Below are 13115 nucleotides of genomic sequence, written 5' to 3'. Positions count from 1 at the left end.
CTGGAGGGCAGGGCCGGGCCGGTCAGTCGCCGAACGGGCCCACGCGGACCACGGACCGCGGCCGCGACGCCAGGTCCACCGCGAGCTCGCGCACGTCGTCGGCGGTCACCGCGCGGACGCGTTCGAGCGACTCGGCCACGCTCAGCAGCTCACCGTAGACGAGCTCGGCCTTGCCGAGCCGGCTCATCCGCGACCCCGAGTCCTCCAGGCCCAGCACGAGGCCGCCCGAGAGCTGCCCGATGCTGCGCTCCAGCTCGGCGTCGGTGATGCCGTCCGCCGCGAGGCGCTCCAGCTCAGCCACCAGCAGGTCCGTCACCTGGTCGACCTTCGCCGGCGAGCAGCCGGCGTACAGGCCGAAGGTCCCGAGCCCGCCGTGCCCGGACGCGAACGAGTACGTGGTGTAGGCGAGGCCGCGCCGCTCCCGGATCTCCTGGAACAGCCGCGACGACATCCCGCCGCCCAGCACCGCGTTGAGCACCGACAGCGCGAACCGCCGGTCGTCGGTGGCCGCCAGCCCCGTGGAGCCGACGATGACGTTGGCCTGCTCGACCTGACGGCGCACCGTCAGCGCGACGCCCTCGGCCGGGACCCCGGCCGACTCCGGCGCGTCGGAGCGACGGTCGCGCGGCAGCGCCCCGGCGTCCAGGTCCCAGCCGCCGCCCGTGAGCGCGTCCGTCACCTGCCCCACCAGCGCGTCGTGGTCGACCCCGCCCGCGGCCGCGACCACGAGGGTCTCCGGACGGTAGTGCCAGCGGTAGTGCTCCCACACGGCGTCCCGCGGGACCGCACGGATCGTGTCGGGGGTGCCGCCGATCGGGCGGCCGAGCGGGTGGGCGCCGAGCACCGCCGCGGAGAACTCCTCGTGCACGACGTCGCCCGGGTCGTCGTCGCTCATCGCGAGCTCCTCGAGGATGACGCCGCGCTCGGTCTCGAGCTCGTCGCCGTCGAGGCGCGCGGACGTGACCATGTCGCCGATGACGTCGACCGCCATCGGGAGGTCGGTGTCGAGCACCCGGGCGTAGTAGCAGGTGTGCTCCTTGCCCGTGGCTGCGTTCGCGTCGCCGCCCACCGCGTCGAAGGCCTCCGCGATGTCCAGGGCGGAGCGCCGCCGGGTGCCCTTGAAGAGCAGGTGCTCGAGGAAGTGCGTGGAGCCGAAGTGCCCGTCGGACTCGTCCCGCGAACCGACCCCGACCCATGCGCCCACCGTCGCCGAGCGCAGGCCCGGCATCTGCTCGGTGAGCACACGGACACCGCCGGGCAGGACGGTGCGACGGATCGTCGCACCGTCCTGCCCGGCGGTGAGGTCGGCACCGGGCTCGCCCGCGGGGACGAGCGGAAGGTGCCAGGTCATCGGAGCGTCAGGCCTCCGGCTGGTCCGACGCCGCGGCCTCGGCCGGCGCGGACTCGTCGGCCTTGTCGTCGTCCTCGGTGACCGCGACCAGCGACAGCTTGCCGCGCGGGTCGATCTCGCCGATCTCGACCTGGACCTTCTGGCCGATCGACAGCACGTCGTCGACGTTCTCGACGCGCTTGCCGCCCACGAGCTTGCGGATCTGGCTGATGTGCAGCAGACCGTCCTTGCCCGGGGAGAGCGAGATGAACGCGCCGAACGACGTCGTCTTGACGACCGTGCCGACGAACCGCTCGCCCACCTCGGGGACGTGCGGGTTGGCGATCGCGTTGATCGCCGCGCGGGCGGCCTCGGCCGACGGGCCGTCGGTGGCGCCGATGTAGACGGTGCCGTCGTCCTCGATGGAGATGTCCGCGCCCGTCTCCTCCTGGATCTGGTTGATCATCTTGCCCTTGGGCCCGATGACCTCGCCGATCTTGTCGACCGGCACCTTCACCGCGATGACGCGCGGGGCGTTCGGGGACATCTCGTCCGGCACGTCGATCGCCTCGGCGATGACGTCCAGGATCGTCAGGCGCGCGTCGCGGGCCTGACCCAGCGCGGCCGCGAGCACGGAGGCCGGGATGCCGTCCAGCTTGGTGTCGAGCTGGATGGCGGTGACGAACTCGCGGGTACCGGCGACCTTGAAGTCCATGTCGCCGAACGCGTCCTCGGCGCCCAGGATGTCGGTCATCGCGGCGTAGCGGGTCTCGCCGTCGACCGTGTCGGAGACGAGGCCCATCGCGATGCCCGCGACCGGGGCCTTCAGCGGCACGCCGGCGTTGAGCAGCGACAGCGTCGAGGCGCAGACCGAGCCCATCGACGTCGAGCCGTTGGAGCCGAGCGCCTCGGACACCTGGCGGATCGCGTAGGGGAACTCCTCGCGGCTGGGCAGCACGGGCACGAGCGCCCGCTCGGCCAGCGCGCCGTGACCGATCTCGCGGCGCTTCGGGCTGCCGACGCGGCCCGTCTCTCCGGTGGAGAACGGCGGGAAGTTGTAGTTGTGCATGTAGCGCTTGCGCGTGACCGGCCCGAGCGAGTCGATCTGCTGCTCCATGCGCAGCATGTTCAGCGTCGTGACGCCGAGGATCTGCGTCTCGCCGCGCTCGAACAGGGCGGAGCCGTGCACGCGCGGGAGGACCTCGACCTCGGCCGACAGGGTGCGGATGTCCGCGAGCCCACGACCGTCGATGCGCACGCCCTCGGTGAGCACGCGCTGGCGCACGAGCTGCTTCTGCAGCGAGCGGTACGCGGCCGAAAGCTCCTTCTCGCGACCGTCGAAGCCGTCCTGGAGCTCGCCCAGCATCTGGGCCTTGAGCTCGTCGAGGCGGTTCTCGCGGTCCTGCTTGTCGGCGATCGCCAGGGCGTCGCGCAGCGGCGCGGCCACGGCGGACTCGACGGCGGCGTACGCGTCGTCCTGGTACTCGGGGAAGACCGGGAACTCGCGCACCTCCTTGGAGGCCTGCGCGGCGAGCGAGGCCTGCGCCTCGCACAGCGCCTTGAGGAAGGGCTTCGACGCCTCGATGCCCTCGGCGACGACCTCCTCGGTCGGCGCGGAGACGCCCTCGGTCTTGATGAGCTTCCACGCGTCGTCGGTGGCCTCGGCCTCGATCATGGCGATCGCGACGTCGTCACCGACGATCCGGCCCGCGACGACCATGTTGAACACGGCCCGCTCCAGGTCGGAGTGCTTCGGGAACGCGACCCACTGGCCGTCGATCAGGGCGATGCGCACACCGGCGACCGGGCCGGAGAACGGCAGGCCGGAGATCTGCGTCGACGCGGACGCGGCGTTGATCGCCAGCACGTCGTAGGCGTCGTCCGGGTGGATCGCCATCACGGAGATGACGACCTGGACCTCGTTGCGCAGGCCCTTGACGAACAGGGGGCGCAGCGGGCGGTCGATGAGGCGGCAGGCGAGGATCGCCTCCGTCGAGGGACGGCCCTCGCGGCGGAAGAACGAGCCGGGGATGCGGCCCGCGGCGTACATGCGCTCCTCGACGTCCACCGTGAGGGGGAAGAAGTCGAACTGCTCCTTGGGGTGCTTGCCGGCCGTCGTGGCCGACAGCAGCATCGTCTCGCCGTCCAGGTACGCGGCGACGGAGCCGGCGGCCTGGCGGGCGAGGCGGCCCGTCTCGAAGCGGACGGTGCGGGTGCCGAAGCGGCCGTTGTCGATGACGGCCTCGGCGAACTGGATCTCGGGACCCTCCACGGGTGCCCTCCTTGATCTCGAGGGCGCGGCCACGGCTCGGCGGTCTTCGATCGAGGCCCACGGATCCCCGCCGCGCTCCGAAGGGAGCTCGCGGCGGGTTCGGGAGGCCACTACCGAGGACCGGACGAGATACCGGCCGCGCGGTGGTGGTGTGGTCGGGCGGTCACCCGCCACAGGACAATGGCATTACACCAGACCAGCCCGGTCCCTGCGCAGGGACCGGGCTGGTCTGTGAGGTCAGCGGCGCAGGCCGAGGCGCTGGATCAGCGCGCGGTAGCGCTCGATGTCGGTCTTCTGCAGGTAGGCCTGCAGGCGACGGCGCTGGCCCACGAGGAGCAGCAGGCCACGACGCGAGTGGTGGTCGTGCTTGTGGTCCTTGAGGTGCTCGTTGAGGTCGTTGATGCGCTGCGTGAGCAGCGCGATCTGCACCTCCGGCGAGCCGGTGTCGCCCTCGTGAGTCGCGTACTCGGTGATGATGGACTGCTTGGTGGCAGCGTCGAGCGGCATGGCTCTCCTTCGGTGTGTCGTTGCGCGGTGCTCCGGGACTTGTTCACCGGGCGCTCTGGATCCGCGGCCGATCAGACGGCCCGGCTATCTTACCAGCGCGGCGCCGCCGGCCGGACCGGTGCCCCTCAGAGCTCACCGGGGCTCACCGGGGCCGCTCGGGCCCGCCCGTCAGGCGTCGTCGATCTCGACGACCGCCGACGACGCGCCCCGCAACGTCGCGACCTGGTCGGCCTCCGCCCGCAGCGCCGCCGCGTCCCGCTCCCGCAGCCCGCCGAACGTGGCGACGGAGACGGTCAGCCTCCGCCCGCTCTTGCGCGGGCGCCACGTCCCGGCGATCTCACCGTCCACGAGCACCGTGCCCGGCGACCCCACCGTCCTCCACACGTCCCGGTGCCGGCTCGCCTCCACGATCGTCCCCCGGTCGCGGGCCTGGGTGTAGGGGTCGCCCGGCGGGAGCAGGCGCACCCCGCGCGGCATCGGCGCCGACCGCAGCGCGTCCAGGTCGACGGCCCGGGCCCACGCCGCGCGGCCGTCGACGCCGACGGGTTCGAGTTCGTCGGCGACCAGGTCCCACCAGGGGCCGACGTCGCCGGCGCGCACGCCCACCCACGCGGCGAAGTCGGCTCGCGTCGACGGTCCGTAGCACCGCAGGTAGCGGCGCAGCAGCTCGGCGCGCGCGTCCTCGGGACGGGCGCCCGGCAGGGCGCGCCCCAGCCACTCGGACACCAGGACGAACGGTGACCTGTTCCCGGAGCGCGGTGCGAAGCAGACCACCCCCTGCAGCGCGAGGATGCGCAGGCAGAAGTGGACCACACCCTCGCCGAGCGGCTGGCCGGCGGCGTACGGGCCTTCCTCGTCCCAGACGGCACGCCGGGCGGGCGGGAGCCGTGCGGCGACCCGAGCGGCGAGCCCGGCACCCAGCTCGCCCACGTCGAGCCGGCGACCGTGGAGCACGTCGGCGACCTCCGCGCGGCACAGCCCGACGGTCTCGGTCAGGCTCATCCCGAGCCTGTCCAGCGACGGGCCGGCACCGAGCACGACCTGCCGCATCGCCTCCTCGGTCGGCGGCAGCACGCCCGTGGTGAAGACCGGCGCGTCCCGGGTCGGGACGACGTACGGCGCGCCGCGCAGCGACCACGTCCGCAGGAGCGCCTTGTCCTCGGCCACGGCCGTGTCCACCCGCTCCCGCGTCACCCCCGCCACCCTGGCGTGCAGGGCGAGCAGGGCCGAGCCGGGCGGGCTGTCCTGGATGCCGCACCGGCCGGCCGTGTCGAGCAGGCCCGTGGAGCCCGGCTCGTCGCCGCTCGCCCGCTCGAGGAGGTGGTGGGCACCCAGGCGGAACGCCACGACGTCCCGTCTCGACACCTCGGCGGCCATCCGCCGAGGCTACCGCCGCGGTCCGCGGCCCGGAGGCTCAGGCGTCGCCGTCGTGCCCCGCCGGGTGCCCGTCGACCTGGCGGAACGTCCCGTCCGGCAGCGGGAGCGTCCCCGCGAACCGCTGCAGGTCGGGCAGCGTCGTGATCATCCGCCCGTCCGCGAACCGCACGCCGCCGGCCGGCGTCCAGACCTCCGGGACCGCGCGCAGGAACGAGCCCTCGTCCTGGCGCAGGAGGTAGACGAACGTCTCCGCGAGGATCCGGCTGCCCACCTCGCCGAGGAAGTGGCCGTTGCCCTCGACCTCCGCCTCCTTGAGCACGTAGTACCACAGCGGCGTGCCGCCGAGCTCGTCCAGCGCCGCCCCGACCTCGGGGGCCGCGCCCGCCGTGAGCTGTGCGCGGGTCAGCGGGGCGACACCCAGCTCCTGGGCCACCCGCTCCCCCGTGGGGACGGACAGCCAGTACCCGCGCACGAGGTTGCGGCGGGCGAGGTGCTTGAGCATCCGCGCGACCTCGTCCGCCAGCGCGGGGTCGTTGCCCTCGTTGCGCAGGTCCGCCAGCCCCTCGGCCAGGAAGGGGTCGATCTTGCGGGCCGCGTGCGCCGTCGCCGGGTCGCCCTTGCGGACGAAGCGCGCCCACTCGAGCGGCCAGTTCGAGGGCAGCACGTCGCCCCGCGCCCCGGACGGCGCCCCGAGGCCCCCGGACCCCGTGAACTGGAAGAGCTGGGCGAGCGTCGCGACGCCGCCCGCGCCGCCCCTGGTGAAGTTGACGTTGAAGTCGTACGCGCCGCGGACCATCGAGTGCCCGAACCGGTAGGCCGCGGTCGCGAACTCCAGCGGCATGGCGATCGGGTGCGGCGGGTCGAACAGCGACGACTCGGAGAGCAGCACCTGGTCGAGGACCCCCGGCGTCGTCAGCGTGCGCAGGTAGTCGTGGAGCACCAGCCACTGGTAGTGGAAGCGCACCAGCTGCTGCGCCCGGTCGAAGACCGCGCGGTCGTCGGCCAGGGCCGGCTCGTTCTCGCGGACCCAGTCCACGACCGCGTTGTGGAAGCGGATCATGCCCACCTGGAACTGCCCCACGACGAGGTTCTCGTCGTTGCGCGCGTCCGGGATCTTGGGGTCGCCCGCCTTCGGCAACAGCTCCGGCGCCCCCACGAGGCCGGCGACCTCCTCGGCGGAGAACCGCGGCAGGTCGCGCTGCGGGTCGCCGCCGGGCTCGACGAGCTCGAAACCGGGGATCGGGTCCGTGGGCACCCGGCCCAGCGCGAGCTTGACCGGGTCGGCGGTGGCGTACGACGCCTCGCTGCGGGTGCTCCCCCGGCCCGGCTCGCCGGGCAGGACCGGCCCGCTGCCGTAGAGGCTGTCGAGGTCGAACGCCGGGTGCCGCCCGTTGTGCAGCGACCTGACGACGACGTCGGGCGGCACCACGCGGAAGGGCTCGTCGACGATGTCCCCCAGGATCACGTCGCCGTCGCCGGGGTCACCCGTGGAGTCGCGGCCGCCCGTGTTCAGGGTGATGTCGTGGTCGATGAACTGGCCCCAGTAGGTGTAGACCGCGGGGACCACCGAGTCGCGCGCCGGGTCGGGCCCGGCGGGCTCCACCATCGCGTCGCCGAGCGCGGCCAGCGCAGCCAGGACCCGGGGCACGTCGTCGGCGCCGGACGGGAGGTGTGCCGTCGGGTCGTCACGCAGCCCGTCGAAGAGGTAGGCGAACGGGGTGGTCGCGTCGAAGGTGCCGTCGGCGATGTCGTCGTAGACCGCCTTGGCGGTGTCCGGCAGCAGCGGGGCCGCCGACGTCCGGGGGTCCAGCGCCGCTCCCGCCGCCGCGACGGGCGCGACGGCGCTGCCGTGGCGGACGCCGCGCACCGTGCGTCCGGCCGAGCTCTTGCTGAGGTTCTGCTGCTGAGCCGCCATGGCCCTGCCTCCCGTCGAGAGGTCACCACGCACCGGAGCGAGGAGCCGGCGCGTCTCGTCCGGGTCCGGGCCGCCGTCGTGACGGCCCGGACCGGGTGGGCGGCTGGCCGGGGCGCCGCTGCTGGGGGGCAGGGTGCGACGCACCGGAGTCGCGACCGGGACCGCGGTCCCGGGGCCAGGCCTCACCTGGCCCACATCGCGAAGGAGGACGCTCCGGGCCTGTTCGTGACACGCCCGAGCCGACTTCACCCGCCGGGTCGCGGCGGTCGGCGGTCGGGTCGGCTCAGCCCAGGATGGCGCGGGCGCGGTCGACGTCCGTCCGCATCTGCGCGACGAGCGGGTCGATGCCGTCGAACCGCAGGGTCGGGCGCAGCCGCTCGACCAGCTCGAGCACCACGGGCTCGCCGTAGAGGTCCAGGTCGGTGCGGTCCAGGACGTACGCCTCGACGCGTCGCTCGACGCCGTCGAAGGTCGGGTTGGTGCCGATGGAGATCGCCGCGGGGAGGTCGGCGTCCGGGTGACCGGGCTCGGCCTGGGCGAGGCCGGGCCGCAGGAGCCGACCGGCGTACACGCCGTCCGCGGGGACCATCCCCTCGATGCCGCCGAGGTTGGCCGTCGGGAACCCGAGCTCGCGCCCGCGGGCGTCGCCGTGCACCACCGTGCCCCGCACCCGGTGCGGGCGGCCCAGGATCTCCGCCGCCTGCGCCACGTCGCCCTCGGCGAGCAGCGCGCGGGCGGCCGACGACGACCAGCGCTGGCCGGCGCCGTCGGCGGCGGGCAGGCAGTCACCCACGTCGTCGATCGCCACGACCTCGAACCCGTGCTCGCGCCCCAGCTCGACCATCGTGGCGAGCGTGCCGACGTTGCCCTTGCCGAAGCGCACGTCGTGCCCGACGACGACGGACCGGGCGCCGAGCCCGTCGACGAGGTACCGGGTCACGAACTCCTCCGGCGTCTGCGCCGCCAGCTCGAGCGTGTACGGCGCGACGAGCACCGCGTCGAGGCCCGTGCGCGCGAGCAGGTCCAGGCGGTCAGTCAGGCCGGTGAGCAGGTCGGGAGCGGAGTCCGGGCGGTGCACCACGGCGGGGTGCGGGTCGAACGTCAGCGCGACGGCCTGCCGGCCGTCCGCCCGCGCGAGCCGCACGAGCCGTTCCAGCACCGCCTGGTGCCCGCGGTGGACCCCGTCGAAGTTGCCGATCGTGACGACCGACGGTCCGAAGCCGCCCGGGACCTGCTCCAGGTCCGTGAACACCAGCACGCGTCGCGCTCCGTCTCGTCGATGGCTGATCGTGGTCGGCGCCCGTCGCAGGCGCCAACGGTCCAGGATAGTCCCGCGAGCCCGTCCGCCTCCCTCAGGCCGCGGGGGCCAGGACGAGCACCGGCTTCGCCAGCGCCTCGCCCCGGCGGCGGGTGTCCTCCAGCAGCGCGACGAGCACGCCGTCCGGCCCGATGGCGGCCACGGTGCCGCGCTCGCCGCTGGCGGGCACCCACTGGCCGAAGCCGAGCGCCCGGGCCTCGTCCGCGGTCAGGTCGCGCACGGGGAACGTCGCCCGCGCCGCGTCGGCGAGCGGCAGCGTGGCGAGCACGCCGTCGGCGTCGGCCTGGGCCTCGAGCTCGGTCAGCGTGCGGGCCTGGGCGAGGTCGTAGCCCCCCACCCGCGTGCGGCGCAGCGCCGTGAGGTGTCCGCCGACGCCGAGCGCGGCGCCCAGGTCGCGGGCGAGCGCCCGCACGTAGGTGCCGGACGACACCACGACGTGGACGTCGACGTCCAGCACGGCGACGCCCGCGTCCGTGACGGCGGCGCGCGAGCCCAGGACGTCGAAGCGGCTCACCGTCACCGGCCGGGCCGCCAGCTGGACGTCCTCGCCGGCCCGGGCGCGCGCGTACGCCCGCTTCCCGTCCACCTTGATCGCGCTGACCGTCGTGGGCACCTGCGCGATGTCGCCCGTGAGCGCGGCGACCTCGCGCGCCAGGTCGTCGCCGGCCACCCCGTCGCCGACCCCGGCCGCCGCGAGCACCTCGCCCTCGGCGTCGTCGGTGGTCGTGCGGACGCCGAGGCGGACTGTCGCGTCGTAGGCCTTGTCGGCCCCGACGACGTAGGTCAAGAGCTTGGTGGCCCGCCCGACCCCGACGACGAGCACGCCCGTCGCCATGGGGTCCAGCGTGCCCGCGTGCCCGACCTTGCGGGTCCCGGCCAGGCGCCGGCAGCGACCGACGACGTCGTGGCTCGTCCAGCCGGCCGGCTTGTCGACCACCAGCAGGCCGTCGGGTGCCGTCGGGCGCCGCGGCGGCCGACCGGGATCCGCGGTCGTCATCCCTCGGTCTCGTCCTCGGGCTTGCGGTACGGGTCCGCCTCCCCCGCGAACGACTTGCCCTCGCGCAGCGCGGCCAGCTCCGCGTCCTTGCGCCGGGCCTCGACGAGGGCCGCGTCGAGCGAAGCCGCCGACTCGGGCATCGAGTCCAGGTGGAACTCGAGCGCGGGCGTGAGCCGCACGCCGGTCTGCTTGCCCACCTCGGAGCGGATGACGCCCTTGGCGCTCTCCAGCGCGGCCGCCGTCCCCGCCCGCTCCTCGTCGCTGCCGTACACCGTGTAGAACACGGACGCGTTCTGCAGGTCGCCCGTCACGCGCACGTCGGTCACCGTGACAAAGCCCAGGCGCGGGTCCTTGATTCGGGTGTCGAGCATCTGCGCGACGATCTCCTTGATGCGGTCCGCCAGCTTGCGGGCGCGCGGGTTCTCGGGCCGGTCGGCCATGTCCTCTTCCTTCCTCGACGACGACGGCGCCCCACCGCCCGCTCGGGGCGGGCAGCGGGGCGCCGTCGCACGGTGACCGTCAGGAGCGCGGCTTCTCGCGCATCTCGAAGGTCTCGATGATGTCACCCTCGGTGACGTCGTTGAACGACCCCAGGCCGATACCGCACTCGAAGCCCTCACGGACCTCGGTGACGTCGTCCTTCTCGCGACGCAGCGACTCGATCGTCAGGTCGTCCCCGATGACCTTGCCACCGCGCAGCACGCGGGCCTTGGTGTTGCGGCGGATCGTGCCGGACCGCACGATCGAGCCCGCGATGTTGCCGAACTTCGAGGACCGGAAGACCTGGCGGATCTCCGCGGTGCCCAGCTGGGCCTCCTCGTACTCCGGCTTCAGCATGCCCTTGAGGGCCGCCTCGACGTCCTCGATCGCCTGGTAGATGACCGAGTAGAACTTGACCTCGACGCCCTCGCGGTCCGCCAGCTCCTCGACCCGCTCGCCGTACTTGACGTTGAAGCCGATGATCACGGCGTTGTCGACCGTGGCGAGGTTGACGTCGTTCTGCGTGATGGCACCCACACCGCGGTGGATGACGCGCAGCTCGACCTCGTCGCCCACGTCGATCTTGAGCAGCGCGTCCTCGAGCGCCTCGACGGCACCCGACACGTCGCCCTTGAGGACCAGGTTGAGGGTCTCGACCTTGCCCTGCTCGACGGCCTTCGTGAAGTCCTCGAGGCTGATGCGCTTGCGGCGCTTGGCCAGGAGGGCGGCACGCTCGGCGGCCTCGCGCTTCTCCGCGATCTGCCGGGCGGTGCGCTCGTCCGGCGCCACCAGGAAGGTGTCGCCGGCGCTCGGCACCGACGCGAGACCGAGCACGAGCACCGGACGGGCGGGGCCCGCCTCCTTCACGGACTCGCCGTGCTCGTCGAACATGGCGCGCACGCGGCCGTGGGCCGTGCCCGCGACGATCGCGTCGCCCACGCGCAGCGTGCCCGACTGGACCAGCACGGTCGCCACGGCGCCGCGGCCCTTGTCGAGGTTCGCCTCGATGGCCACGCCGCGAGCGTCCTTGTCGGGGTTCGCCCGCAGGTCGAGCGCCGCGTCCGCGGTGAGCAGGACGGCCTCGAGCAGCTCGTCGATGCCCTTGCGCTGGAGCGCGGAGACGTCCACGAACATCGTGTCGCCGCCGTACTCCTCGGCCACCAGGTTGTACTCGGTGAGCTGCTGGCGGATCTTGTCGGGGTTCGCCCCCTCCTTGTCCACCTTGTTCACCGCGACCACGATCGGCACGTCGGCCGCCTGGGCGTGGTTCAGCGCCTCGATCGTCTGCGGCATCACGCCGTCGTCCGCGGCGACCACGAGGATCGCGATGTCGGTCACCTTGGCACCACGGGCACGCATGGCGGTGAACGCCTCGTGACCCGGCGTGTCGATGAAGGTGATCGCCCGGTCGACGCCCTCGTGCTCGGCGTGGACCTGGTAGGCACCGATGTGCTGGGTGATGCCGCCGGCCTCGCCGGCGACGACGTCCGTGGAGCGGACGGCGTCGAGGAGCTTGGTCTTTCCGTGGTCGACGTGACCCATGACGGTGACGACCGGCGGACGGGCCATGAGGTCCTCGTCCGACTCGTCGGCCTCCTCGGCCGCCAGGTCGATGGCGAAGGAACCGAGCAGCTCCCGGTCCTCCTCCTCGGCCGAGACCATCTCGATCTGGTAGCCGAGCTCGGTGCCCAGGGTCGCGAAGGTGTCCTCGTCGAGCGACTGCGTCGCGGTCGCCATCTCACCGAGGTGGAGCAGCACCGTGACGAGCGACGCCGGGTTGGCGTCGATCTTGTCGGCGAAGTCGTTCAGCGACGAGCCGTGACGCAGGCGGATGACGGTCTGGCCGTTGCCGCGCGGGACCTGCACGCCGCCGAGCGACGGCGCCTGCATCTGCTCGAACTCCTGGCGCTTCGCCCGCTTCGACTTCCGCCCGCGGACCGGACGGCCGCCTGCGCGGCCGAACGCACCCTGCGTGGAGCCACGACCGGCGCCACCGCGACCGCGGAAGCCGCCGCCGCCACCGGGACGGAAGCCGCCGCCACCACCGGGCGCGCCGCCGGGGCCGCCACCGCGGCCACCGCCGCGACCGCCGCCGCCGGGAGCCGGGCGCTCGCCCGGACGCGGCATCGAGGTCTTGCCGGGCATCATGCCCGGGTTGGGACGGGGGCCACCCGGACGCGGCGCCGCCGGACGGGGACCGCCCGGACGGGGGCCGCCCGGACGCGGGCCGCCGGAACGCTCCTGCGTGGCCTCCCCGCCGCGGTCGGGGCGCTGCCCCGGACGGGGCATGCCCTGGCTGGAGGCGAACGGGTTGTTGCCCGGACGCGGGGTGCCGCCGCCGCCACCACCGCCGCGCTGCCCGCCGCGGGGCATGCCCTGGCTGGAGGCGAACGGGTTGTTGCCGGGACGCGGGGTGCCCTGACGGCCCTTGCCGTCACGGCCGCCGTCACGCGACGACCCGCCGGGCTTCGGCGCCGCGGGGCGCGGTCCGGGGGTCGGTGCGCCGGGCTTCGGCGCGGCCGCGGGCTTGGCGGCCGCGGCGGGCTTCGGGGCAGGGGCCTGTTCCGCCGCCGGCGTGGCCGACGGCGTCTCGGCCGCGGGAGCCGGGGCGGCAGGCTGCTCGGCGACCTTCTTCGGCGCGGGCTTGGGTGCCGCCTTCGCCGGGGTCGCGGGCGTCGCGGACTGCTGCGCCGGCTTCGCCGCGGGCGCGGCGTCCTTGTGCTTGTCGCGCATCATGCGCTCGACCGGTGCTTCGAGCGTCGATGACGCCGACCGGACGAACTCCCCGGCCGACTTCAGCTCCGCCAGCAGGGTCTTGCTCTCCACCCCGAGCTGCTTGGCCAGCTCGTGAACGCGGATCTTCGCCACATCTCTCCTGTCTCGGCCCTCCTGCGAGACAGGGAGGACCGTCATTCGTAT

At 73.9% G+C, this 13115-nt stretch carries 9 protein-coding genes; all 9 read right to left on the bottom strand.

Annotated elements, in window-relative coordinates:
- Positions 1 to 22: 22 nt before the first annotated feature.
- Positions 23 to 1351, bottom strand: coding sequence for a M16 family metallopeptidase (locus IEW03_RS09055; protein WP_188523341.1), 1329 nt, complete (start codon positions 1349 to 1351; stop codon positions 23 to 25).
- A 7-nt stretch (positions 1352 to 1358) separates the two neighbouring features.
- Positions 1359 to 3602 carry a polyribonucleotide nucleotidyltransferase gene (locus tag IEW03_RS09050; protein ID WP_188523340.1) on the bottom strand — a complete coding sequence of 748 codons (2244 nt, stop codon included), beginning with the start codon at positions 3600 to 3602 and terminating at the stop codon, positions 1359 to 1361.
- 237 nt (positions 3603 to 3839) lie between these two features.
- Positions 3840 to 4109, bottom strand: a complete 270-nt coding sequence (gene rpsO / locus IEW03_RS09045; protein WP_188523339.1) for a 30S ribosomal protein S15 — start codon at positions 4107 to 4109, stop codon at positions 3840 to 3842.
- Positions 4110 to 4277: 168 nt separating this feature from the next.
- Entirely contained in the window at positions 4278 to 5486 is a 1209-nt protein-coding gene (locus tag IEW03_RS09040) for a winged helix DNA-binding domain-containing protein (protein WP_188523338.1), read from the bottom strand.
- A gap of 37 nt (positions 5487 to 5523) precedes the next feature.
- On the bottom strand, positions 5524 to 7401 hold the full coding sequence (locus IEW03_RS09035) for a peroxidase family protein (RefSeq protein WP_188523337.1): 1878 nt from the start codon (positions 7399 to 7401) through the stop codon (positions 5524 to 5526).
- Between the two features lie 283 nt (positions 7402 to 7684).
- On the bottom strand, positions 7685 to 8659 hold the full coding sequence (locus IEW03_RS09030; RefSeq protein ID WP_188523336.1) for a bifunctional riboflavin kinase/FAD synthetase: 975 nt from the start codon (positions 8657 to 8659) through the stop codon (positions 7685 to 7687).
- A 94-nt stretch (positions 8660 to 8753) separates the two neighbouring features.
- On the bottom strand, positions 8754 to 9716 hold the full coding sequence (truB, locus tag IEW03_RS09025) for a tRNA pseudouridine(55) synthase TruB (RefSeq protein WP_188523335.1): 963 nt from the start codon (positions 9714 to 9716) through the stop codon (positions 8754 to 8756).
- The gene (gene rbfA, locus IEW03_RS09020) at positions 9713 to 10156 is read right to left on the bottom strand and encodes a 30S ribosome-binding factor RbfA (RefSeq protein ID WP_188523334.1); all 444 of its coding nucleotides are present in this window, start codon (positions 10154 to 10156) and stop codon (positions 9713 to 9715) included. Before rbfA ends, truB begins: the two co-directional genes overlap by 4 nt.
- A gap of 79 nt (positions 10157 to 10235) precedes the next feature.
- Entirely contained in the window at positions 10236 to 13064 is a 2829-nt protein-coding gene (gene infB / locus IEW03_RS09015) for a translation initiation factor IF-2 (RefSeq protein ID WP_188523333.1), read from the bottom strand.
- Positions 13065 to 13115: the final 51 nt, after the last annotated feature.

The sequence above is a fragment of the Isoptericola cucumis genome (assembly GCF_014635665.1).
In the GTDB taxonomy this organism is placed as follows: domain Bacteria; phylum Actinomycetota; class Actinomycetes; order Actinomycetales; family Cellulomonadaceae; genus Isoptericola; species Isoptericola cucumis.
This window is presented reverse-complemented; position numbering and strand designations above follow the sequence as displayed.